The sequence below is a fragment of the Nibrella viscosa genome, assembly GCF_039541875.1.
In the GTDB taxonomy this organism is placed as follows: Bacteria; Bacteroidota; Bacteroidia; order Cytophagales; family Spirosomataceae; genus Nibrella; species Nibrella viscosa.
In genome coordinates, this window is record NZ_BAABHB010000005.1 from 76,632 (window position 1) to 99,885 (window position 23,254).

Sequence of the window (23,254 nt, forward strand, 5' to 3'; positions counted from 1 at the left end):
CAAGTGATCTAATCGGAGGGCAAAGCTACGATTAAATTGCTTATAAAGGCGATACGCTTCCGAAAAATTCTACTTCTTAGCTATTCCGGCGACCTTCTAACTGCTCCTTCAGAGCAGACAGAGCTTCCAGATCACCTAAGGTAGCACCACGCTCTTCTTTCTGAGCAGGCTTGTCGGTCTTAGCCGCCGGACGGGGCTGCTGCTTACCGACGTCTTTCTTCGGCTCGTCTTTCTCCTGCCAGGTCCTCGTGTGCGACAGCATGATCCGCTTCTCATCTTTCGAGAACTCCTGCACTTTAAAGTCGAGTGATTCACCTACATCAGCCCATGATCCGTCTTCCTTCTGCAATTGCTTCAGGGAAGCAAAGCCTTCAATGCCATATGGCAACTCCAGCGTCGCTACTTTGTCGTTCTTGGCCAAGATGGTACAGCGGTGTACTGAACCCGGCGTAAATACCGACTCGAACGTATCCCACGGATTCTCCTCAAGCTGCTTGTGGCCCAGTGCCAGACGACGGTTCTCTACGTCCAGTTCCAGAACCACTACTTCCAGATCTTCGCCTACTTTGGTAAAGTCTGACGGATGCTTGATCTTCTTGGTCCACGACAGGTCGGATACGTGTACCAGACCGTCGATACCTTCTTCCAGTTCCAGGAAAAGACCAAAGTTTGTCAGGTTCCGAACAATACCTTTGTGACGGGTACCGACAGCATACTTGGCCGTCAGGTCCGGACGAGTCCAGGGATCTTCGGTCAGTTGCTTAATACCTAATGACATCTTCCGCTCGTTGCGATCCAGCGTCAGCACCACAGCCTCAACTTCGTCACTAACTTTAAGAAACTCCTGCGGGTTGCGCAGGTGCTGTGACCAAGACATTTCAGACACGTGGATCAGGCCCTCAACACCTGGCATGATCTCCAGGAACGCACCGTAATCAGCAACATTAACAATCTTGCCTTTTACGCGGGAACCAACCTGAATGTCCTGCGACAGTGAATCCCACGGATGCGCCTGAAGCTGCTTCATACCGAGAGAAATCCGCTTCTTGTCCTCGTCGAAGTCGAGTACCACCACGTTGACCTTCTGGTCAAGGTTGAGCACTTCAGACGGGTGATTGATGCGGCCCCAGGATATATCTGTGATATGCAACAGACCGTCGACCCCACCCAGATCGATAAACACACCGAAGTTGGTCATGTTCTTGATAACACCCTCAAGTACCTGACCTTTCTCCAGATTGTTCAGAATCTGAGCGCGTTGTGCTTCCAGATCTTTCTCGATCAGGACTTTATGCGATACTACAACGTTGTCGTTCGCGTAGTTAATCTTAACCACCTTCACTTCCATCTTCTTACCAACGAAGATGTCGAAATCGCGGATCGGCTTCACATCTATTTGAGAGCCTGGTAAGAAGGCCTCAATACTGTAAATATCAACGATAAGACCACCTTTAGTCCGACGCTTCACAAAACCATCAATAACAAGGTCTTCGTCCAGCGCCCGCTGGATTTTCTGCCAGGCAGTAATTACCTTGGCTTTTTTACGCGACAGCACCAATTGACCATTAGGATCTTCCTGGTTTTCTACGTAAACTTCAACTTCATCTCCAATCTTTAGGTCCGGCATATCACGGAATTCGGAAGCCGGCACCAGGCCATCTGATTTGAAACCGATGTTCAGGATTACTTCACGATCTGTAATGCCAACCACCGATCCCGTAACGACTTCTTTCTCGTTTACCTGCGCGAGGGTGTTGTCGTAAAGTTCTTCCATCCGGCTTCTTTCTTCAGCCGAATAACCGCTACCGAATCCTTTGTTGTCTGCCCTGTCCCAATCAAAAGCAGGCAGTTCGCTTTTCTGCGTTTTGCTCATAAAAAATGGTTACGTGACCCAAAACAGCTACATCAGCCTACTGGGTCGGGGCAAGCTGACTTTTAGTAAAACATGAGTTTTGAAAAAGGAACGCAAAGATAGTGAGGTTTTGCGCAAAAAAGCGCTCATCAGCACAAAAAAATGCAGAGCACCAATACAATACACTATGAGGCTCCCTCCTCCGCTTTCCTGAACCAGAGAGATCAGTACGCTTTTTCGCGCTTGCTGAGGAAAGGCATCCAGCTTTCCTCAATAGAACCGGAGAAGTCCCGGAGGAAAACGATAAAAGAAGGCTTAAACGGCTTCTGTCGCATCTTCATATTAGCCTCTTCCGGCGTAAAATCACCCTTCCGCGAATTGCAGCGCTTGCAGGCGGTAAGCAGGTTATCCCAATTGGTTTTGCCGCCTTTCGACTTGGGAATAACGTGGTCAAGTGTGAGGTCTTCGGTAGTGCCGCAGTACTGGCAGCGGTGATTGTCCCGCTTGAAAATATTCTGGCGAGTGAGCATGACGCCCTTGTAGGGTAAATGAACGTAGCGGTGCAGGCGAATCACCGTTGGCATAGGGTAGGTAGTGTCAACGGTGCGAAGAGCGTACGAATCAGACTCGGCGACGAGTTCGGCTTTGTTGAGGAAAACCAACAAAAAGGCTTTGGGAACAGAACAAATGCTAAGTGCGCTATAATCTTGATTTAAGACCAAAACTTTCCTGCCCATATCTTGGATAAAACACCTCTGGTTCGTAGCAAGTTAGCTATTTATCCTATTAACCGCAAGTAATCTCCTATGTTAAAAATTTTTTACCAAATCCTTAAATAAGCCTGTTTGGAAACTTCGTGTAGCTGTTAATAGCGTTCCCGGCTTAGTTCCCGCTCTACATCCCGTTCTTTGATGCTCTCGCGCTTATCGTACAGCTTTTTACCTTTAGCCAGGGCAATTTCCAGCTTGGCAAAGCCCCGTTCGCTGGTAAACAACCGCACCGGTACGATCGTCAGCCCCTGATCTTTTAGTTTCTCGCCCAGCCGGCGCAGTTCCCGTTTGGTCAGGAGAAGCTTGCGGTCGCGTAGGGGTTCGTGGTTATAATAGGTGCCTTCGGTATACTTGGAAATGTTCATCTGACGGATATACAGTTCATCGTTCAGAAAGAGGCAATAGGCATCCTGGAGGTTGACTTTTCCCTGCCTGATTGATTTGATTTCGGTACCCGTCAGGGCGATGCCGGCTGTGAAGGTTTCCAGAAAGCTATACTCAAAGGAAGCCCGGCGGTTGCGTATATCGACTTGTTTGACAATAGATGCGGAAGCCATTACAATAGGGGATTTGCGATTTCGGATTACCTGACCCGCGTTGCGTAACAAATAATAGACATTCTGGCGCTGGATTAAAATACAAAGCCAGCGGCAGATTGTTGCCGCTGGCCCGGTACAAAATCGCTTTATTTATTTCTTAGCCGGCGTTTTGGCAGTAGCCTGTTTATCCTGGTACTGCTTGTTTAACCCTTCGATTACTTTCCGGGTAACGTCATTATCCTGCTGCGCATACAAAATACCGCCCCCTTTAGTGTAACCAAGTACGAATTCGTATTGATTCTGCTTATTAACCTGGTTGAGGTATTCATAAATGCGGTTATACAGCTCTTCGTTCTTCTGCTGCTCTTCTTCGGCCAGGCGCTGCGCCGAGCGTTCGCGATAGGCCAGAAAATCCTGCTGCTTCTTTTGCAAAGAGGCTTCGGTGGCCCGAGCCTGCTCCATGGTCATGGTCTGGGCCCGCTGCTGAAAGTATGCCACTTCATTCTGTAGCGAGCGGCCCCGGTTGTTGAGGTCGTTGTCCAGTTGAAAACGCTTACTTTCAAGCACTTTGCGAGTGTCTTTAAAGAAGTCGTAGTTCGTCAGCAACGAATCAACGTTGACATACACAATTTTTTTGGCCTCCACTTCGGCCTTGGCGGGTTCAGCAGGGGTCGTCGTTTCTACAGAACGATCTTTAAAATGCAGGTAGTACAGTACGGCTACGGCAATCGCTAAAACAATGTTTAGGGCTAACGAGGCATTCTTCACGAGGTGAATTTGATTTTGGTTACTAAATATCTGACAAAGATACCGGATTAACCGGAAAAAGAAGCGGATACTATTCGGATTTTCAGCGCAAAGCCCGCCGGACCTGATACCCGGCCATGCCCGCCAGACCACCCACCAAACCGCCGATCACCGGCGTCAGCAGGAGCAAAACAACAGGCAGATCGGCCTTGAACAGAAGCTGACTCATGCGTCCGGTCAGAATACCATCGGTCCGAATGTGCAGCCAGAGGGCATACACCAGCCACACCAGCGCAATGCCTGCAAAGCCCTCCAGAAACGCACGGCCACTGCTTTGGCTCAGCCACCAGCAGATACCGAAAGTTACGGGCGCAATAATCCACCACGGCAGGAACAGTTGGGCAATAGTGCTGAGCACTATTATTATAAGGATGGAGCGCATGGATTTACCGGGCTGGCGATAAGGTTAAAACGGATTGAATACGCGGATTTTTATCGGTAGGCGATTGAAGGTACAGCAGTTCGTTCAGTTCACCCCGGCGCCAGGTTTCAAGCAGGTTGAGGTAGTACGGACTACCCGGATTACCCGACTGCCCGCCCGGGTACACACCAAAGCCTTTAGGCTGTGGCCCCAGCGCCACCACCATCCGCCACGATGGGCCGTTGCGTTCCGTTGTGGCATTTACTACACTACTTCCTCCGCCGTTCTGCACATCCAGGGCGCTAAAGGCATCGAGGCCGGGAATCAGGTGGCGAATATCCGTGCCTTTGTGCTTTCCCCAGGCCCATTCCGCGCCAAACGTACCGTGCTGCCGTACCAGCGAATCGACCGTTTGGCGGAAGCTGGTATTGACCAATTCAGGCATTGTTTCTTTCCGGTCGGTGGTTTTGACATTGTCGAACCAACGGGCGTTGGGCTCTTTGGTGATGAGTTGAAGCGTGCGGTCATACGTTGGGTAGCGCATGGGCTGTTCGCCGTCACGGCTGAACTCATCATCCCAGATTGATTTATACAGCCGGTTCAGCCATTCAGTAAACAGGGTTGCCCCGAGGGCGTCGACAGTATTGTAGTAATTCCAGCTACGCAGGGTTGAAAGGGCTTTTTGCTGCGGCTCATTCAGCCCCTGCGGATTAACCAACGGCAGCATCACCGGCAGGAAATTGGCCGCCCGCAGGTTGTAATTGTCGTTCTGCAACTGCCGTAAACTGTCGGGAGTTGCCTGCTTCATGGTGGTCAGTCGGTTGTTGATGCGAATACCCCGCTCGGCCGGCGCAAAAGTCCAGTTCAGGTAATACGGGTAGGAAGGGTCCGTAGAAAACTGATTGGCCGAGCTGACAAAGCCACGGGGCGGGTTTTTCACGCGGGGGTTCTGAGCCGCCGGAATCCAGCCCTGCCAGTCGTGGACTGGGTTGGTACCGTCGAGCAGAAATTTGCCCTGCTCCTTCCATTTCAGCGGAAATTTCCCGTTAGGGGAGATGGCAATATCGTTGTTGGCATCAGCGTACACAAAGTTCTGGGCTGGTGAGGCATACTGCGCCAGTGCAAAGACATAATCATCGTAGTTTTTGGCCCGGTTCAGAATATAAAAGCAGTTCAGTTCGTTGGAAACCTCATGGGCTATCCAGCGGGCTGCGTACCCAACCGGTACGTTAGACCGGAAGGGCTTTTCCTCCGCCTGGTACACTACCGGACCGTGGTGGGTATACCGAACTGTGTCTACCACGTCGGGCATCCCTTTTACCTTGATTACCTCTACCCGCTCCCGCACCGGTTTCCACTGATTGTTGTGCCAGTACTCTTTCCGGGTAGCGTCTTTGAACCTGATCTTATAAAAATCCAGCACGTCGGAGGCAACGTTGGTTACCCCCCAGGCCACCTGTTTGTTGAAGCCGATGATCACCCCCGGCGTGCCCGGCAGCGAAGCCCCGTACACATTAACTGTGGGCGATACAAGCTGTACCTGATACCAGATAGAAGGCAGGCTTAACTGTAAGTGTGGGTCATTGGCCAGAATCGGGTAGCCGGTGGCCGACTTGTCTGATCCCACCGCCCAGTTATTACTCCCAATGGTTGGGTCATGTTCTTTCCAGCGGAACGCCAGCGTACTGCCCGGTACCGAATCGGCTGGGGGCGTTGGTACTTTCAGGGGTGTAAAATCCCATTTGGTACCGGCCGGAATAATGGGCGACTCCTGCGACGGGTAGTCAGGAAACAAATTCGCCACTACATCCTTGCCGTACTTTTGTAGAATATTCGTCATCAGCAGGTCATCGGCCCCGGATGCCAGTGTCTGCGTCATCTGCTTGAGCAGCAGGGCACACTTAAGCGGAGTCCACGGCTCAGGTGCATAGCCCAGCAGTTTATACTCGATCGGGTATTTTTCAGGCGACAACTGACGAATGTAAGCGTTGATCCCGTCCGTATAGGCCTGCACAACGGCCGCACCGGCTTCATTGGCCGTCATGCCTTTCAGCGCCTGCTCAGCCCCGTAAACCATACCCAGCCGCCGGTTGTAGCGGTCCAGTTCAACAGCTCGCTCGCCAACAATTTCTGAAACCCGGCCGGCGGCCGCGTGGGTTTGGAACTCCATTTGCCAGAGCCGGTCGCGGGCGGTTACAAAACCCTGGGCGAAGTAAGCATCCCGGTCGTTTTGGGCGAAGATGTGCGGAACCCCGGTATCGTCGTACACAACCGTTACCGGCTGAGACGTACCGCTAATGGCCAGTGTCTGATCGGTGCGGTCCGATTTGGCTTCGGCGTTTTGCCAGAACCCCTTAAACGGACTGAGCAGCGGCCCAAAGGCCGGAACAGAACCCCAGTTCCGGCTCAGCGCCACAACCAGAACGGCTGTAAAGAGCAGTAATGCAACAGGTTTAATATAGCTCATTCAATTCAGGTCAGGTGCTATCTGTGCTGCAAAGTAAAATGATATTCTTCTCATAAAAAATATAACGCAGCTCCGGCTCTGAATTATATCGCCACCCAATATGCTTCCATAAAACCTATCAATGTCCAATACTGAGTAGTCTTCAATAAGTTAGTTACAGTAAGAGCGTATTAGGAAATTAAGTTTGGTGGAAATACGATATTGTAATGTATTGAAACACGATAAATTAGGCAGCCAACCCGGTTTCCCTTATTTTAGCGGTTTAGCTGTATACTTCCTCTTATGCATCTTTGCCTGTTATTTTTTGTACTCGCTACCCATGCGCTGGCGCAAAACCCATCGTATGACCTGCAGGGGCACCGGGGCTGCCGGGGGCTCATGCCGGAGAACTCGCTCCCCGCCTTTCTGAAAGCTCTGGACCTCGGCGTCAGTACGCTTGAAATGGATGTGGTCATCAGCCAGGACCGGCAGGTGGTGGTCTCGCATGACCCGTATATGAACGCCGATTTCTGCCTTACGCCCGCCGGTGCGCCCATCGACAAAAAAGAGCAGAAAAAACTGAATTTGTATCAGATGACCTACGCCGAAATCAGGCAGTACGACTGCGGTTCAATGGGGAATGTATTGTACCCGGAGCAGCAAAAGCAGAAAGTAGCCAAGCCGCTGCTGCGAGATGTGATCCAACAGGCCGAGGCCTACCGGAAGCAGAAAAACCTGCCGCCGGTATCCTATAATATAGAGATCAAAAGTGAGGCCGATCAGTACGACATTTCGCAGCCTAAACCGGCCGAGTTTTCCAACCTGGTTTATAAAGTCATCATCGAACAACTTCCGCCGGAGCAGGTTATACTACAAAGCTTCGACTTTGACGTACTGAAGCACTGGAAGCAGCAAATTGATGCCGGCATTTATAAGAAGGTTCGTTTGTCGGCGCTGGTGGCTAATCTGAAAAGTATAGATACTCATCTGAAGGAACTTGGTTTTGTACCGGATGTTTATAGTCCCAATTACCAGTTGCTGAGTAAGGATAAAATCACGCGCCTGCACGAAAAAGGTATGAAGGTGATTCCGTGGACGGTGAATAATGTAAACGATATGCGCCGGTTGCTAAATAATGGCGTCGATGGGCTTATTACCGACTACCCGGACCGGGCCCTGAATTTGTGAAGTAAAATTGATTCTGTTATTTTTCTGAAAATTAAACCAGTACCTGACGTTTAGATCTCATCGGACACCCATGACTCTGCTGAACACTACGCTCAAATGGCTCCTTGAACGGCGGTTACCCCGTATTGAAGCAATGAAGCAGCATCCGGGTGACGTGCAGCAGCGCGTGTTTCGTCAGTTAATCCGGCGTGGCCGCCATACCGAATGGGGCCGTTACTACCAGTATAAGTCCATTGAAACCGTCCGGGATTTTCAGCAGCGGGTACCGGTGTCTAGCTACGAAGACCTGTTTCCGTATATTGAGCGGATCATGAAGGGCGAAAACAATGTGCTATGGCCCTCGCCTATCCACTGGTTTTCGAAATCGTCGGGCACGACCAACGCCCGCAGCAAATTTATTCCGGTCTCGACCGAGTCGCTGGACGAGTGCCACTTCAAAGGCGGTAAAGATGCAATGGCGCTCTACATTGCCAACCGGCCCAACAGCAAGGTCTTTGAAGGAAAAGGCCTCTCCATTGGCGGTAGTCTGCACGAAAATCCCTATAGCAAATACGGGGTTGCCGGTGACATTTCGGCAGTAATTACGAAGAACCTGCCGGCCTGGGGTCAGTTTATCCGCACGCCACCCGTTGAAGTAGCCTTGATGAGCGAATGGGAAGCCAAGCTGGAGCGAATGGCCGAAATCACTTCGACCCAAAACGTAACCAGTATTCTGGGTGTACCAACCTGGGCACTGGTGCTGCTGGAAAAAGTGCTGGCTCGCACCGGTAAGGCCAACATTCTGGAGGTGTGGCCCAATTTTGAGGTATTTATTCACGGAGCGGTAGCGTTTCAGCCGTATCGGGAGTTGTTTTCTACGCAGGTTTTTCCGTCGACGCAGGTGGGCTACCAGGAGACCTATAATGCCTCCGAAGGTTTTTTCGCCATTCAGGACGATATGAGCCGGGTGGGTGAAATGCTGCTGATGGTAGATTATGGTATTTTCTACGAGTTTGTGCCCCTCGATGAAGCCGAGAAGCCGTTTCCCAAAGCCCTGACCATTGAAGACGTTGAGGTGGATAAGAATTACGCGCTTGTGATCTCGACCAATGGCGGTTTGTGGCGGTACCGGGTCGGCGATACGGTGAAGTTTACGTCGCTGTATCCGCACCGGCTTAAGGTTAGCGGGCGGACCAAGCATTTTATCAATGCCTTTGGTGAGGAAGTCATCGTTGAAAACGCAGAGATCGCCGTTACGCAGGCCTGCGAAGCAACCGGAGCGGTTATTAAAGATTATACCGCCGGGCCGGTTTATATGAGCAATGGTACCAACGGTCGTCACGAGTGGGTTATCGAATTCTCGCAGGAACCCGACGATCAGGAGACCTTTAACCAGGTGCTGGACGAAACGCTCCGGCGAGTCAACTCCGACTATGATGCCAAACGCTATAATGATATGGTGTTACAACGGCCGCTGATTCATGTGGTGCCCAAAGGAACATTCTACGCCTGGATGAAGCAGCGGGGTAAACTGGGTGGTCAGCATAAAGTGCCCCGGTTAAGCAATTCGCGGGATTATCTGGATGATATTCTGGGGCAGATTACGTGTTACTGATTGTACAATGCCAGACGAACAAACTGGATTATTCCGCTGTTAGACAAACAGGCAGAAAATAAAGGTCCTCTGCCTTTACCGGCTGTACTTACTTCAATGAAATCATTCAATATTCCTGATTATTACCGCAGTACGATTGTTAGCCCGCTGAAAGAACTGCGCCGGAAGCGGGATAAGCTGAAACGTGATTTTTCTCCTACCCTGCTGGACTTTGGCCCCGTACAAATTCTGCTCGCCCGGCATTTCGGCTTTTGCTATGGGGTAGAAAACGCCATTGAGATAGCGTACAAGGCTATTTCGGAGAATCCTAAAAAGCGCATTTTTCTGCTCAGTGAGATGATTCATAATCCTGAAGTCAATGGTGACCTGCTCAGCCGGGGCGTGCGCTTTCTGATGGATACGGCGGGGCGGCAACTGGTTCCCTGGGAGGAGTTGACGCAGGACGATATTGTAATTATTCCCGCTTTCGGTACTACACTGGAAACGCAGCAGAAGCTCTCGGCCATTGGACTAGACGTGGAGCGATATAATACTACCTGCCCGTTTGTAGAGAAAGTCTGGAATAAGGCCAATCAGATCGGGCAGAAAGCATACACCGTAGTTGTTCATGGCAAGCCGACGCATGAAGAAACTCGTGCTACGTTCTCGCACAGTAAGGAAGCAGCACCAACGGTGGTAGTCAAAGATCTGGCGCAAGCACAGCGGTTGGCCAAATACATCACCGGCGAGTTACCGCGTGAGCAATTTTTTCAGGAGTTTAATGGCCAATATTCAGAAGGTTTTGACCCGGCGCGGGATTTGCAGCGCATTGGTGTTGTAAACCAGACTACTATGCTGGCGTCGGATACACAAGGCATCGCCGATTATCTGAAGCAGGTGATGATTCAAACCTATACTCTGCTGCCCGATGAGGTAGAACGACGCTTTGCCAACACACGGGATACACTCTGCTACGCCACCAACGATAACCAGGATGCCACATACGAGTTGCTAACCAACAAGGCAGATTTTGCAATTGTAGCGGGTGGGTACAACAGTTCTAATACCTCCCACATTGTTGAGTTATGTGAGGAGAAGTTGCCGACTTATTTTATTGAGTCGGAGCAGAAGATTTTAACCCCAACACTGATTCGTCACTTCGACCTCCACCAACGAGAAGAAGTAGTTACCGAAAACTACCTCCCCACGCATGAGCCGGCTACGATCCTGCTTACCTGCGGAGCGTCGTGTCCGGATGCGGTGGTAGAAGGCATTCTGCTGAAACTGGTTTCATTCTTTCCCAACGCCCGCTCCCTGGCAACTGTCATGACCGACATTCAGCAAAGCTACAGCGCCTGAATAGGCGACGGTATGGAGGTGCCAATGCTTTCGTTGTGTAGCCGATCAAAGGCAGTGACCACATAGATGTAACGCTTTTTCCGCTCCACGTTTTTATCCAGAAATCGGGTCGTGTTCTCACCGGCACAGATGGCTATAATATTTCGGGGGTCGTCAATTCGCTGTTCCTGCTGTTCACTGAACCGATACACCACATAATATGTGGCGTTATCGCCATCGGGTGCTTTGGCAGGAGGTTGCCAGAACAGCTCGATTCCTTTCTCCAGCGGAGCTACCTTCAGATCACGCGGAGGTAAGGGCGCAATGTTGTCTTTCCAGGGCATAGGCGGAATCAGGGCCGGATAGCGGAAGAAGTTATTCCGGAGCGAATCCCGCACGCCTAATGGATTACTAAATATGGAGTGCGCACTGAAAAAGATGCTACCCTCAATTTGATCGCTCCTGCGGATATAGCGCATCTGAACCGGCATCTGGCTTGGATTCATCCAGATCTTATCGCGAGGGTGCGGCTGCCCGATCCGGTAAGCCGCGAGGCCGATGTACAAATGTCGTTTCCCCTTGTTCTGCGTCCACCAATCGACGAGCTTCCGGAAAGGAACCCGCTCAAACTCGGTATCAAAGTAGATCTGTGGCGCTACGTAATCAATCCAGCCTTCCCGAATCCATTTGCGTGTATCGGCGTAAAGGGTTCCGTATGAGGTTACCCCCGCCACCGTAGCAGAACCTTCAGGGTCTTCCTTCTGATTTCGCCAGACGCCGAATGGGCTAATGCCAAATTTGATCTTAGGTTTTATAGCCCGAATGCTATCCCGTAGCTGAAGGATCAGTTTATCCACATTGTCGCGTCGCCAATCGTGGATATTCATGCCGTTGTAATAGGCTTTGTATGTCAGTTCATCCCCCAGAACTTGGTTTGGGGCCGAGTAGGGATAAAAATAATCGTCGAAATGAATGCCGTCAACATCATACTGCCGAACCACATTAGCCATAATGCTGGCGATGTACGCACGCACTTCCGGAATGCCCAGATTAAAAAGTTTTTTACCTTCAAATGTGATCAGCCATTCGGGTTTGCGACGACTGATATGGGTGGGAATTATGCTAGACTTCGGACCATACGTAGCCCGATCAAGGTTCAGCCAGGCATGGAACTCCAGATTACGGCTGTGCGCTTCCTTAATCATAAACTCCAGCGGATCGTAGAAGGGATACGGCGGTTGCCCCTGCCTGCCCATCAGCCACTCCGACCAGGGCTCTGAGCTTTTAGCGTAGAAAGCATCAGCGGCCGCCCGCACCTGCACAATCACCGAGTTGAACCCAGCCGATGAATGTACATCGAGCAGTTCCCGGAACTCTCGTTGCTGTATTTCCGGCGAAAGCCCTTTCCGGCTAGGCCAGTCCATATTTTCAACCGTAGCGATCCAGACCGCCCGGAACTCCCGTTTGGGTGGGATAGGTGTTGTATCAGCCGGTGTCGAATTATTGGAAATGGTTACACCTTCGGCGGGGGCGGTACTATTGTTCTCCGTTTGCGCAGTACGACAGGTAAGGCCAAGGAGACCAATTAAGCAAAGAAACAGAAAAGCACGAGTAAACATCATAACGGCAGCAATCGACTAAATAACGAAACAAACTAGGTTTCGCGTAAAGTACGGTTTTTATTAGTACGGCACCGAACACTACAATAAACGATGTCTTCCCAATTGCCTGCCCATTTTTTCCGCCAGGTAAACGACAGCCCGCAGACCGGGCAAACCTTGGTCGGTAAATCAGATTTTTTACGCATTCAAAATGATAATTTCATGAGTAAATACCAGTGACAATCAACCTATAACCCTTTACCGCTAAGTAAAACCGACTGTCACATTATGTTACTTCTCATTTGGCATACGGTACTTTTCCCTTACTTTTGTGCGGTAAATCAGGGAGCAAAGCCGGTGTTTATTTTTTACATTGGTAAAAAACCAATATAAATTGAGAGTTTTTAGAGAAAGCATAGTAGCTTTGCGCCATCCTGAATCATTATTCCATCACACTATACCGATCATGTCAGGTACAAAATTAGATCAGATAGATCGCAAGGTTCTTGAAATCCTACAATCAAACGCAAAAATCACCAACGCTCAATTATCCAAAGAAATTGGTCTTTCGCCGGCTCCCACCCTCGAACGGGTGAAAAAGCTGGAAATGTCAGGTATCATAAAAAGCTATCATGCCCAACTGGATCGGGAAAAAGTGGGATTGGGCGTAACGACCTTTGTTATGGTGACATTGGTGGGCCACAAAAAGCAGGTAACCGAGTTATTTGTCGAAAAAGTAAACTCTATCCCGGAGATCATCGAGTGCCATCACATCACCGGCTCCGGTGACTTTCTGCTAAAGGTGATTGCCAAAGATATTGCTTCCTATCAGGTGCTAATGCTAGAGGTAATCAACGAAATAGAAGAAGTAGCCAGTACCCAGACAATGGTCATTCTCTCGACCTTTAAGGAAAGCAAAGTACTGCCCATTCCTTAGGGAGTTAAGAATTAAGAGTTATGAGTTAAGAATTAAAAAGAAGCGGCAGCAATAATTCTTAACTCATAACTCTTAACTCTCTTTAACTCCTTTTTCTCCGTTCTTCCCGCCGGGCTTTCTTCCCTTCTTCAATTGCCTTTTTAGCTTCCTGGTATTGACTGGATTTGCGGTCGGCGCGGTCCATTACTTCATCGAAGTACATACGGGCTTCGTTGTAATTCTTCTCCGCATTGGCAATTTTACCCAGGTTTAGCACGGACGACCAGTAGTAGCCCGCATCCAGTGAGTTCGTCTGTTTGGCAAACTCAATAGATTTCTGGTAATACGTTTTGGCCTCGGTGTTGTTTTTATAAAAGTGCTGGTTGATGTAAGCTAAAATGTAAGCTGCTGTTCGGCCACTTACGCCTTCATAGCCCACCTGTCCACGTTCAATCTTGCTGAGAATACTTTTAGATACGCTTTCTGCTTCACCCAGCATCCCTCGCACAAACGCTGAACGGGCGTAGTAGCGCTCAAAGAACGGATTATCCGGGTACTGCTGTGCCATGTACTTCGCCATATCGTAGGCCTTGTCGTACTGGTTCTCCATGCTATAAATCTGGAGCAGAAAGTACCGGGCTTCAACGCGGGTGTAAAAGGCATTGAAAGCCGTTTTTTCTAATTGCTGAATGCCTGTGTTTTTATTGCCTTTAGGGAAAAGGGCGAGTACCGGCTTTAGAATAGGATAGTTCTGCGGTATCCACTGCGAATAATAGTTGTAGAGGCCATCGCCAAAGAGCAATTCTGGGTTCAGGTCGCCGTTGCCCTTGCACTTCTCAAAATATTTAAGCGCATTTTTGCCGGCCAGGGTAGCTTTCGCCCACTTTTTCCGCTCGGAGTACAAACGACCTTTAAAGGCATAAGCCGCCGATAAAAAAAAGGAGGGCTCTATTTTATCTTCGCTTTCATCGTACAGCCGTTCAGCCAGCGCAATGGTCGTATCCATATACGCAACACACTTACTGTCGTAATCCGTTACGTCAGTATTCGGTACAATCTTCCACCACTCGGCGAGGCCCATCAGGAAGTACGGCATCGGATGGCGCGGGTAGCGAACCTTCAGCCAGCGGAACTCTTTATCAGCTTCGTAGAATTTGTAATTGTACAACTGGTTGATAGCCTCCGCCGACTCGATCTGTACGCCGGGGTGCTTTAGCAGCATGCCGTATTTTTTGTCAAAGTCAGACAGCGTGTACACGCCGGTACTGGCCTGCGCCTGATCCTGCGCATAAACCAATGATGTAAAACCGGCAAGAAACGCTACCAACAATAATTTTTTCATTCTTTGTTTCCCTGTTTTTGGTACTACCCTATCAACGTACAATCGTTTTAAACAGTTTACCCACCTGCTTTTTTCGGCAAATTTTGTCGGGCCCGACACACCCCGTATCTTTGGAGCCCATGCTGGAGATCAAAGACAAAACGTTTGTGCCCTTTATTGGGCATGAGACCTTACAGAGCCGCATTGCCGAACTGGCCGGGCAAATTAATCAGGATTACAAAGGTAAGCAGCCATTGCTGGTGGTGGTACTCAACGGCGCCTTCCTGTTTGCCGCCGACCTGATGAAGAACCTGACTATCCCCTGCGAAATCACCTTCATCCGGGTAGCCTCTTACGCAAAGATGGCCTCAACCGGCAAGGTTAAAGAGATACTAGGTCTCCAGGAATCCGTAGCCGGCCGGGATTTAATTGTTATTGAGGATATTGTTGATACTGGTTTAACGCTTGCCCAAATTAAAGAGCAGCTACAAGTGTTAAACCCAGCCTCCGTCGCCTTAGCTACATTGCTGTTTAAGCCGGAAGCCCTTATTAAAGAACTTCCGCTGGATTACGTCGGTTTTAAGATTGAAAACCGGTTCGTGGTTGGCTATGGTTTAGATTATGATGGTTTAGGGCGGAATACAAAGGAAATTTTTGTTTTAAAAGAGTGAGCTATGTTATCCGAGCAAGAGTTAGCGGAAAAGCTAAGGCAAATTAAACCAACTCTGGAGAGGCAGTTTGCCGTATCCCAGTTAGGCTACTTTGGCTCCTACTCGACTGGTGAAGCTAATGAAGAAAGTGATGTTGATATTTTAGTAGACTTCAATCAACCGGTGGGGTGGGAGTTTTTTCGGGTGCAGGATGTATTAGAGGCTTCTATCGGGAAAAGAGTGGATTTGATAACCCCAAGAGCGATCAAGCCCCAACTCAAGCAAAAGATTTTTCAACAACTTAAATTGGTGTGAAGAAGCCTTCCCGCGACTTCCTGTTTTACCTGGAGGACATCCTGGCAGCAATTGTCAAAATTCAGCAGTACACAGCCGGCGTCTCTATTAAACAATTTGAAGAAGACTCCATGCGGCAAGACGCTATTATCCGAAATTTGGAGATTATTGGTGAAGCCGCCAAGCACATACCTGACCATGTAAAAACTGCATTCCCAAATGTGCCTTGGGATGACATGTACCGGCTTCGAAACATTTTCATTCACCAGTATTTTGGTATAGACTTAACCATTGTCTGGCGAATTGTCTCCTTTCATCTCCCCACCAACAAAAAGGACATTGAAGCAGTAATAGCTTATTACCAAAATTTGTGAATTTGTGACCTTTCTGCCCACAGAAAATTTCAAATTACCTCACCGGTCCACTTCCCCCATCACTACATCTATAGAGCCGATAATAGCAATGAAGTCGGCGAGCATGGCTCCTCGGGAGATTTCGTGAATAACGGATAGATTATGAAAGCAGCAGGAGCGGCATTTGCAACGGACCGGAATGTCAGACTTGCCGTCGGTGCGGAAGAAGAAGCCCAGCTCGCCTTTGGCGCTTTCGGCGCGGGCGTAGAAGTCCATCGCTTTCGGACGGATCTTCTTTGGCACCATTGCCTGAGGGTCAAAGTCGCGGGTGCGCTTCAGATCGGTAGTTAAGCGGTTGAGGCATTGCTCAACCAGGCGGAGCGATTCCCAGCACTCCAGCACCCGTACGTAGTTGCGATCCCAGCAATCCCCAACGGTACCCATTTTACCCTCGCCAATTGGCACTTTGAACTCCAGTTCCGGATAGACCGAGTAGCCATCAACCCGGCGCAGGTCGTATCGCAGGCCGGAGCCACGAAGTACCGGACCGGTACAACCATAGTCTATCGCGACCGGAAGGGGTAAAACACCCACATTGGCGGTCCGCTGCACAAAAATTTTGTTGTCGATCACCAACTGCTGAAGCTCCTGTAATTTGGGCTTTACGTAGGCAACAAACTCCCGGCAGCGCTCCTCGAAGCCCACCGGCAGGTCAAAGAACAGCCCGCCAATCCAGATATAGTTGTAGAGCATCCGGGCTCCGCTGGCCCATTCGAGCATGCGCTGAATATGCTCCCGGTCGCGCATCAGCCACAGAAACGGGGTGTAGGCCCCAATATCCAGAGCATACGTACCGATGGCGACGAAGTGCGAAGCGATACGGTTTAGCTCCGCCACCAGTACCCGAATGTATTCAACCCGTTTGGGCAGATCGTTCTGGATACCCAGCATTTTCTCCACACCCATCACCCAGACATGCTCCGAGTTCATGGCGGCCATATAGTCCAGTCGGTCAACAAACGGGATGGTCTGGTTGAACGGCAGCGACTCGGCATGTTTCTCAAAGCAGCGGTGGAGGTAGCCCAGATGCGGCACCACATCGTTGATGATTTCGCCGTCGGTAATCACCTCAAACCGCAAAACGCCGTGCGTAGAGGGGTGTTGCGGCCCTACGTTTAAAATCATTTCCCCCTCTTGCAGCATACCGGGGCTATACAGGGTGGGCTCTGAAGCCTGAAAGTGGCCGGGCGCGTATTCGTATTCGATGATTTGCGTTGTCATGCGCGGCAAAGGTCCATAGTCAATCGGCAAATTCAAAAGAAGCGCTTACCTTCGTGACAGAATAACGCTAAGCGCTTTAGGTTCATCACATTTTGCTAAATCTTTTTTGTGAGAATAAAAGCTTTTCGTAAATTTGCACTCCGATTGAGAAAATGACGTACAGCAATGGCTAAGAAAGGCAATAGAGTTCAGGTTATTTTGGAGTGCACCGAACAGAAGGACAGCGGTGTTCCTGGCATGTCGCGGTACATTACCACCAAAAACCGCAAAAATACGCCGAGCCGGATCGAGCGTAAGAAATACAACCCGTTTTTGAAGCGCGTTACACTCCATAAAGAAATTAAGTAAGTGTTATGGCAAAGAAGGTAGTTGCAACCCTGAAGAAAGAAGGTTCTGGAAAGACCTTTGCGAAGGTAATTAAAGCGGTAAAGTCTCCAAAGACTGGCGCGTATACCTTCAAGGAAGAAATGGTTCCGGTTGATGAAGTGCAAAACGCTCTGAAGAGCTAAATAACGCACCAACAGCTAAACGTATGCTTAAAAGTCCCTTAAAGGGACTTTTTTTGTTATAGATTTGTTCCAGTCGAATGGAATGTAGTTTGAAAGCTGTACGGGGTCACCTGGCGACTTGGGGTTTAACGTCAAGAAGAATCTCCCCTACCCGTTAACTTCAAACTCCGAACCACAAACTTCAAACTAAAAGGATGGCACTGTTTGGCTTTTTCTCCAAAGAGAAAAAAGAATCACTCGATAAAGGGTTAGAGAAAACCAAAGACAATTTCTTTTCGAAGCTTGGCCGCGCCGTGGCCGGCAAATCGACGGTTGACGACGAGGTACTCGATGAGCTGGAAGAAGTTCTGATCACCTCCGATGTGGGCGTCGAAACAACGGTTAAGATCATCCGCCGGATCGAAGAGCGCGTGGCCCGCGACAAATACCTTGGCACCGACGAGCTCGACCGTATTCTGCGGGAAGAAATAGCCGGCCTGCTCTCTGGTGTACCGGATGGTAATGTAGCTGATGATTTTGTACTGCCTGCGGATAAGAAACCATATGTCATCATGGTCGTTGGCGTCAACGGCGTTGGCAAAACGACTACCATCGGCAAACTGGCCGCTCAGTTTCACAAGAAAGGCTACAAGGTTGTGCTGGGTGCGGGTGATACCTTCCGGGCGGCCGCCGTCGACCAGCTCAAGCTCTGGGGTGACCGCGTTGGCGTACCGGTAATTTCGCACGGCATGAATACGGACCCCTCGGCCGTTGCGTTTGATGCGGTGAAAAAAGGCGTAGATATGGCTGCTGACGTGGTCATTATTGACACCGCCGGCCGGCTGCACACCAAAGTGAACCTGATGAACGAGTTGTCGAAGATTAAACGTGTGATGCAGAAGTTCCTGCCCGAAGCTCCGCACGAGGTATTGCTGGTTCTTGATGGCTCCACGGGACAGAACGCCTTTATTCAGGCGACCGAATTCACCAAAGCTACTGAAGTAACCGCACTGGCGATTACCAAGCTCGACGGTACAGCTAAGGGTGGCGTGGTGATCGGCATCTCCGACCAGTTTAAGATTCCGGTCAAATACATCGGTGTCGGCGAAAAGATTGACGATTTGCAGACGTTCAACAAGATGGAGTTTGTAGATTCGTTCTTTAAGCGGTAAACTCCATAATTCAATATGGCTGTCGTAAGCAACATCAACGAGGTGAATTGTTACGTAACAGAGTCGATGAAGACGCTGTATGGCGACAAATTAGCCAAAATTGTTTTGTATGGCTCATATGCCAGAGGAGATTTCGATGAAGAGTCAGACGTAGATTACCTGGTTATTCTGAATGAGGAACAAGTCTCACCCGCTAAGGAGGTCTACAAAATAAGTCCTATCATGAGTCGCTTTGGCTTAGACACCTCTATTTACGTTTCGGCCTTTGCCGTTGCAGAAAAGCAATACAAAGAATCTAGTCGCCCTTTTTTTAAGGAGGTGCGAAAAGACGCCATAATAATTTATGAGCGATAACTTGAGCGAATGCCTAAAGAAGGTTGAACGGTATTTGGCTAATGCTCATGCGATTTTCGCAACGGAGTACCCCGCTGGAGCTATTACGCCAAGCTATTATGCGTTCTTCTGGTTAGTCCGCGGATTACTCTACGAGAAGAGCATTGTGACAAAACGGCATTCAGGATCGCGTGATATGTTCTCGCTCCATTATATTAAAACAGGTGAAGTTCCTGTTCAATTCTACGACGACTTTGTGCTATTGTTCGACCGCAGGCAACTTGCAGATTATGATATGGAAGGTGACTTTCCCAAAGAAGAAGTTGAGCGTCTGATTAGCTTGGCTGAAACATTTTACAAGTTTGTCAAAGAAAAATATGCGTAATACCTGCTCAACACGCTGGGCCTGCAATCTCTCTGCCTGGTTGGCTCTGGTAGGACTGGTGCTGGGCATTGCCTACGCAGCATCCGCCCAAAAACCAGTGGCAAAAAAAGCGGCATCCAAAGCTCCATTTCAGGGTATCTGCGGTACGGTGCTCTTCAAGTCCGGCAACCATATGCCGGGACCGGATATGCCCCGGCCCGGAACCAATGGCCGACCTGTTCAGCGGGAAATCCTGATTTATGAGCTAACGAACCTGGGACAGGTGGAAGCGGGGGAAGACGGCTTCTATAAGCAGGTAAACAGTAAGCTGGTCAAAACGGCGAAGTCGGATAAGAACGGCAAGTTTTGTGTAGCGCTGCCGGTTGGGCGGTACTCCCTGTTTGTGCGGGAAGAGAAAGGGCTTTACGCAAATCTCTTTGATGGGGAGAGTAATATTGTTCCGGTAGAGGTCAAAAAGAACTGCAAGACCACAATTACATTTGAAATTACGTACGCGGCTGTATTTTAATAAGCATCTTGCTTCTACAAATAGTTGATTAAACCTCTCTTCGTCTTCTTTCACGCTAATCGCTTATTTCCGAACTTTGTCCAATTTTTCAGCGTTCAGGATTAGTGCATTTCGGTACGAGTAAGATTACAGTCCCTTGAAAACAAAAGGCTTACGCAAGAATAAGATAAACATCGTTACGCTGGGTTGTTCAAAAAACCTGGTCGACTCCGAAGTTTTATTTACCCAACTAAAAGGCAACGGCTACGACGTCACCCACGAGTCGAAGCGCGATGATGCCAATATCGTGGTTATTAACACCTGTGGCTTCATCGATAACGCCAAGGAAGAATCCGTCAATACCATTCTGCGGTACGTTGATGCCAAAGATGCCGGTGTGGTTGATAAAGTTTACGTGACGGGTTGCCTCTCTCACCGCTACAAAAATGAGCTGGAGGTAGAGATTCCAACCGTTGATGCCTGGTTCGGCACCAACGAACTGCCCCGGCTGCTCAAGACGCTGAAGGCGGACTACAAAAAAGAACTGGTTGGCGAGCGATTGCTGACGACCCCGGCTCATTTTGCCTACCTGAAAATTGCCGAGGGCTGCGACCGGCCGTGTTCGTTCTGCGCCATTCCGCTGATGCGGGGTGGTCACGTGTCCCGCCCGATGGAGGAGTTGATCACCGAAGCCCAATCGCTGGCCCGGCGCGGCACCAAAGAACTGATTCTGATTGCCCAGGACCTTACCTATTATGGCCTTGACCTGTACAAAAAACGGAACCTGGCGGAGCTGATGAGCCAGTTGGCCAACGTAGAAGGCATTGACTGGATTCGCCTGCAATACGCCTACCCCTCCGGTTTTCCGATGGATGTGCTGGATGTAATGCGCGACCGGCCGAACATCTGCAACTACCTCGATATGCCGCTGCAAACCGGCTCTACCGAGCAGTTGAAGATGATGCGCCGGGGCATCACCCGCGAGAAAACAGAAGCGCTCATCGAAACCATTCGCGAAAAAGTGCCAGGAATTGCCTTGAGAACGACGCTGATTGCCGGCCATCCCGGCGAGACCGACGCCATGTTCGAAGAAACCTACGATTTTGTAGAGCGGATGCGCTTTGACCGGCTGGGCGTCTTTACCTACTCGCACGAAGAAAATACCCACTCCTATTCGTTTGTGGACGATGTAACGGCCGCGGTGAAGCAGGAGCGGACCGACGCCATTATGGAGTTGCAGCAGGGCATTTCCTACGAGCTAAATCAGGAGAAAGTCGGCAAGACCTATAAAGTGCTGTTCGACCGGAAAGAAGGCGGCTACTTCATCGGCCGCACCGAGTTTGATTCACCAGAAGTAGATAATGAAGTGCTGGTGCCGGCTGACCAATATGTACGTCTGGGTGATTTCGCTAACGTCCGGATAACAGAAGCCCACGAATTTGATTTATACGGCGAAGTAGTTTCGTAATATTGTGGCCCCGTAAGCGAAGAACCTTACGGGGTTTTTGATTGTTCAGCCGATTAAAACCACCCTGCATGGACTGTCAGTACCTACCGTTATCCGCTACCGGCCAATTTTCCCCGTTATTCTTAGATTACCTCAACCAAGCCGACTCCCTCCAACCGTTCTATACCCAGTTTCCTAGTCTGGAAGCGTTTGGTTCGCAGATTCAGCAGAAGCAGTTCCCGGCCGAACACCGGGCGGCATTGGTCAGCGCCCTGGAGCGACAGTACCAGCACATTGATAAGAAGCCTGACTTCTCGGTTCTGGCTCAGCCGAATACCTTCACCGTCACCACCGGCCATCAGCTTAACATCTTCACTGGTCCGCTGTATGTGCTCTATAAGCTGGTTACCATTGTCAATCTGGCCAAGCGGCTCAAATGGGTGTATCCGGAATATAATTTCGTGCCTGTTTACTGGATGGCGTCCGAAGACCACGATTTTGCCGAAATCAATCATTTTAGCCTGTTTGGTCGCAACTATACCTGGGAGACGCAGCAGCAGGGAGCCGTTGGACGGATGAACCCGCAGGAACTGAAAACGCTGTTCAGCCAGATTCCGGAGAAGCTGTTCCTGTTTGAAGAAGCGTACCTGAACCACAACACCCTCTCCGACGCCGTGCGCTACTACATGAACGAGTTGCTGGGCCACGAGGGGCTGATTTGTCTGGACGCCGACGATGCCGGGCTGAAACGGCTGTTTATTCCGGTGATGCAGGACGAATTGCTCCACCAATCTTCCAATAGCCTGGTGGCCGATACGTCACAGCAACTGGAGAGCCTCGGGTACAATACCGTTATCACGCCCCGCGAAATCAACCTGTTCTACCTCACCGACCAGCTTCGGGAGCGTATCACCTGCGAAGAAACAACAGAGGGAACGAAAGCATACAAGGTACTGCACACCAGCCTTCAGTTCAGCCAGGAGCAAATACTGACGCACCTCCGGGAACACCCTGAACGGTTCAGCCCGAACGTCATACTGCGGCCCGTGTATCAGGAAGTCATTCTGCCAAACCTCGCTTACATTGGCGGTCCGTCGGAGGTGCCGTACTGGCTGCAACTGAAAGGCGTATTTGACCATGCCGGCCTGTCTTTCCCGTTGCTGATACCCCGCAACTTCGCGCTGTATGTACCACGCGTGAGTGCCAAACGGATTGCCGGCCTGGGTTTAACCCCCGAAGAGTTGTTTAAGGACACGCTCACGCTTAAATACCAGTTTATCGAACAGCACACCCGCCACGCCCTGAAGTTTGACAAAGAAAACAAAACGGTGAATCAGGCCCTGGACGCCATGCTCCATAAGGCCATGATGGTTGACCCGACGCTGGAACGAACCGTACTGGCCGAAACCAAACGCTTTGCCAACGCGGTAGAGCGGTTACAGAAAAAAATGCGCCGGGCCGAAGAACGCAATCAGGCAACGGGTATCAGTCAGCTACTGGCCGTAAAAAACGAACTGTTCCCCGGCAATGGACTACAGGAGCGCACTGAAAACTTCCTGACCTTTTACCTGAACGACAAAACCTTTATCCAGCAATTGCTGGATGCCTTTGACCCGCTCGATTTCCGGATGCAGATTCTGCTGCAAAAGTAA

25 protein-coding genes are annotated in these 23,254 nt (G+C 50.0%); 15 read left to right on the top strand and 10 right to left on the bottom strand.

All coding sequences use genetic code 11. The features are described from left to right. Positions 1 to 76 precede the first annotated feature (76 nt). From rpsA to ABD931_RS14165, 6 genes are all read right to left on the bottom strand, one after another. Positions 77 to 1,873: a 30S ribosomal protein S1 gene (gene rpsA, locus ABD931_RS14140; protein ID WP_345268154.1), complete on the bottom strand. Its 1,797-nt coding sequence runs from the start codon at positions 1,871 to 1,873 to the stop codon at positions 77 to 79. 203 nt (positions 1,874 to 2,076) lie between these two features. Beyond that, positions 2,077 to 2,589 carry an HNH endonuclease gene (locus ABD931_RS14145; RefSeq protein WP_345268156.1) on the bottom strand — a complete coding sequence of 171 codons (513 nt, stop codon included), beginning with the start codon at positions 2,587 to 2,589 and terminating at the stop codon, positions 2,077 to 2,079. A 128-nt stretch (positions 2,590 to 2,717) separates the two neighbouring features. After that, positions 2,718 to 3,179, bottom strand: a complete 462-nt coding sequence (smpB, locus tag ABD931_RS14150) for an SsrA-binding protein SmpB (protein WP_345268158.1) — start codon at positions 3,177 to 3,179, stop codon at positions 2,718 to 2,720. Between the two features lie 132 nt (positions 3,180 to 3,311). After that, on the bottom strand, positions 3,312 to 3,929 hold the full coding sequence (locus tag ABD931_RS14155; RefSeq protein WP_345268160.1) for an OmpH/Skp family outer membrane protein: 618 nt from the start codon (positions 3,927 to 3,929) through the stop codon (positions 3,312 to 3,314). Between the two features lie 82 nt (positions 3,930 to 4,011). Next, entirely contained in the window at positions 4,012 to 4,350 is a 339-nt protein-coding gene (locus tag ABD931_RS14160) for a hypothetical protein (protein ID WP_345268162.1), read from the bottom strand. A gap of 4 nt (positions 4,351 to 4,354) precedes the next feature. Beyond that, positions 4,355 to 6,796: a penicillin acylase family protein gene (locus ABD931_RS14165; protein ID WP_345268164.1), complete on the bottom strand. Its 2,442-nt coding sequence runs from the start codon at positions 6,794 to 6,796 to the stop codon at positions 4,355 to 4,357. A gap of 282 nt (positions 6,797 to 7,078) precedes the next feature. Between ABD931_RS14165 and ABD931_RS14170 the strand changes: the two genes are divergently transcribed. The 3 genes from ABD931_RS14170 to ABD931_RS14180 all read left to right on the top strand — a co-directional run bounded on the left by ABD931_RS14170 (position 7,079) and on the right by ABD931_RS14180 (position 10,895). Then, on the top strand, positions 7,079 to 7,963 hold the full coding sequence (locus ABD931_RS14170; RefSeq protein ID WP_345268166.1) for a glycerophosphodiester phosphodiesterase family protein: 885 nt from the start codon (positions 7,079 to 7,081) through the stop codon (positions 7,961 to 7,963). Positions 7,964 to 8,033: 70 nt separating this feature from the next. After that, positions 8,034 to 9,557, top strand: coding sequence for a GH3 auxin-responsive promoter family protein (locus tag ABD931_RS14175; RefSeq protein WP_345268168.1), 1,524 nt, complete (start codon positions 8,034 to 8,036; stop codon positions 9,555 to 9,557). A gap of 96 nt (positions 9,558 to 9,653) precedes the next feature. Then, positions 9,654 to 10,895 (top strand): 4-hydroxy-3-methylbut-2-enyl diphosphate reductase, encoded by a 1,242-nt coding sequence (locus ABD931_RS14180; RefSeq protein WP_345268170.1) that lies wholly within the window; start codon positions 9,654 to 9,656, stop codon positions 10,893 to 10,895. On the opposite strand, the gene ABD931_RS14185 is transcribed toward ABD931_RS14180, so the two are convergent. Together ABD931_RS14185 and ABD931_RS14190 are read right to left on the bottom strand one after the other, a co-directional pair. Continuing rightward, positions 10,883 to 12,496, bottom strand: a complete 1,614-nt coding sequence (locus ABD931_RS14185; RefSeq protein ID WP_345268172.1) for a glycoside hydrolase family 10-like protein — start codon at positions 12,494 to 12,496, stop codon at positions 10,883 to 10,885. The two genes, ABD931_RS14180 and ABD931_RS14185, sit on opposite strands and share 13 nt — an antisense overlap. A 32-nt stretch (positions 12,497 to 12,528) precedes the next feature. Next, positions 12,529 to 12,681 carry a DUF2256 domain-containing protein gene (locus tag ABD931_RS14190; RefSeq protein WP_345268174.1) on the bottom strand — a complete coding sequence of 51 codons (153 nt, stop codon included), beginning with the start codon at positions 12,679 to 12,681 and terminating at the stop codon, positions 12,529 to 12,531. A gap of 260 nt (positions 12,682 to 12,941) precedes the next feature. On the opposite strand from ABD931_RS14190, the gene ABD931_RS14195 reads away from it, so the two are divergent. Beyond that, entirely contained in the window at positions 12,942 to 13,412 is a 471-nt protein-coding gene (locus ABD931_RS14195) for an Lrp/AsnC family transcriptional regulator (protein WP_345268176.1), read from the top strand. A gap of 82 nt (positions 13,413 to 13,494) precedes the next feature. Here ABD931_RS14195 and ABD931_RS14200 read toward each other — a convergent pair whose 3' ends face one another. Continuing rightward, a complete protein-coding gene (locus tag ABD931_RS14200) occupies positions 13,495 to 14,733 on the bottom strand; it encodes a tetratricopeptide repeat protein (protein WP_345268177.1) in 1,239 nt (412 codons plus the stop codon). 119 nt (positions 14,734 to 14,852) lie between these two features. On the opposite strand from ABD931_RS14200, the gene hpt reads away from it, so the two are divergent. The 3 genes from hpt to ABD931_RS14215 are packed head-to-tail and all read left to right on the top strand — an operon-like array spanning position 14,853 to position 16,030. Further along, a complete protein-coding gene (hpt, locus tag ABD931_RS14205; protein ID WP_345268179.1) occupies positions 14,853 to 15,383 on the top strand; it encodes a hypoxanthine phosphoribosyltransferase in 531 nt (176 codons plus the stop codon). Between the two features lie 3 nt (positions 15,384 to 15,386). Further along, on the top strand, positions 15,387 to 15,677 hold the full coding sequence (locus ABD931_RS14210; protein WP_345268181.1) for a nucleotidyltransferase family protein: 291 nt from the start codon (positions 15,387 to 15,389) through the stop codon (positions 15,675 to 15,677). After that, positions 15,674 to 16,030, top strand: coding sequence for a HepT-like ribonuclease domain-containing protein (locus ABD931_RS14215; protein WP_345268183.1), 357 nt, complete (start codon positions 15,674 to 15,676; stop codon positions 16,028 to 16,030). Before ABD931_RS14210 ends, ABD931_RS14215 begins: the two co-directional genes overlap by 4 nt. Before the next feature lie 39 nt (positions 16,031 to 16,069). Here ABD931_RS14215 and ABD931_RS14220 read toward each other — a convergent pair whose 3' ends face one another. Then, a complete protein-coding gene (locus tag ABD931_RS14220) occupies positions 16,070 to 17,290 on the bottom strand; it encodes an NADH-quinone oxidoreductase subunit D (RefSeq protein ID WP_345268185.1) in 1,221 nt (406 codons plus the stop codon). A 165-nt stretch (positions 17,291 to 17,455) separates the two neighbouring features. Here ABD931_RS14220 and rpmG point away from each other — a divergent pair, with 165 nt between their 5' ends. The 8 genes from rpmG (at position 17,456) to bshC (ending at position 23,254) form a co-directional block, all read left to right on the top strand. After that, positions 17,456 to 17,638 (top strand): 50S ribosomal protein L33, encoded by a 183-nt coding sequence (gene rpmG, locus ABD931_RS14225; RefSeq protein ID WP_345268186.1) that lies wholly within the window; start codon positions 17,456 to 17,458, stop codon positions 17,636 to 17,638. Positions 17,639 to 17,643: 5 nt separating this feature from the next. Beyond that, entirely contained in the window at positions 17,644 to 17,799 is a 156-nt protein-coding gene (locus ABD931_RS14230) for a DUF4295 domain-containing protein (protein ID WP_345248985.1), read from the top strand. 194 nt (positions 17,800 to 17,993) lie between these two features. Beyond that, entirely contained in the window at positions 17,994 to 18,950 is a 957-nt protein-coding gene (ftsY, locus tag ABD931_RS14235) for a signal recognition particle-docking protein FtsY (RefSeq protein WP_345268188.1), read from the top strand. A gap of 15 nt (positions 18,951 to 18,965) precedes the next feature. Continuing rightward, on the top strand, positions 18,966 to 19,304 hold the full coding sequence (locus ABD931_RS14240) for a nucleotidyltransferase domain-containing protein (protein WP_345268190.1): 339 nt from the start codon (positions 18,966 to 18,968) through the stop codon (positions 19,302 to 19,304). Continuing rightward, positions 19,294 to 19,668 (top strand): HEPN domain-containing protein, encoded by a 375-nt coding sequence (locus tag ABD931_RS14245; RefSeq protein ID WP_345268192.1) that lies wholly within the window; start codon positions 19,294 to 19,296, stop codon positions 19,666 to 19,668. Before ABD931_RS14240 ends, ABD931_RS14245 begins: the two co-directional genes overlap by 11 nt. Positions 19,669 to 19,708: 40 nt before the next feature. Beyond that, positions 19,709 to 20,176: a hypothetical protein gene (locus tag ABD931_RS14250; RefSeq protein WP_345268194.1), complete on the top strand. Its 468-nt coding sequence runs from the start codon at positions 19,709 to 19,711 to the stop codon at positions 20,174 to 20,176. Between the two features lie 136 nt (positions 20,177 to 20,312). Continuing rightward, the gene (rimO, locus tag ABD931_RS14255; RefSeq protein ID WP_345268196.1) at positions 20,313 to 21,623 is read left to right on the top strand and encodes a 30S ribosomal protein S12 methylthiotransferase RimO; all 1,311 of its coding nucleotides are present in this window, start codon (positions 20,313 to 20,315) and stop codon (positions 21,621 to 21,623) included. Positions 21,624 to 21,691: 68 nt separating this feature from the next. Then, on the top strand, positions 21,692 to 23,254 hold the full coding sequence (gene bshC / locus ABD931_RS14260; RefSeq protein ID WP_345268198.1) for a bacillithiol biosynthesis cysteine-adding enzyme BshC: 1,563 nt from the start codon (positions 21,692 to 21,694) through the stop codon (positions 23,252 to 23,254).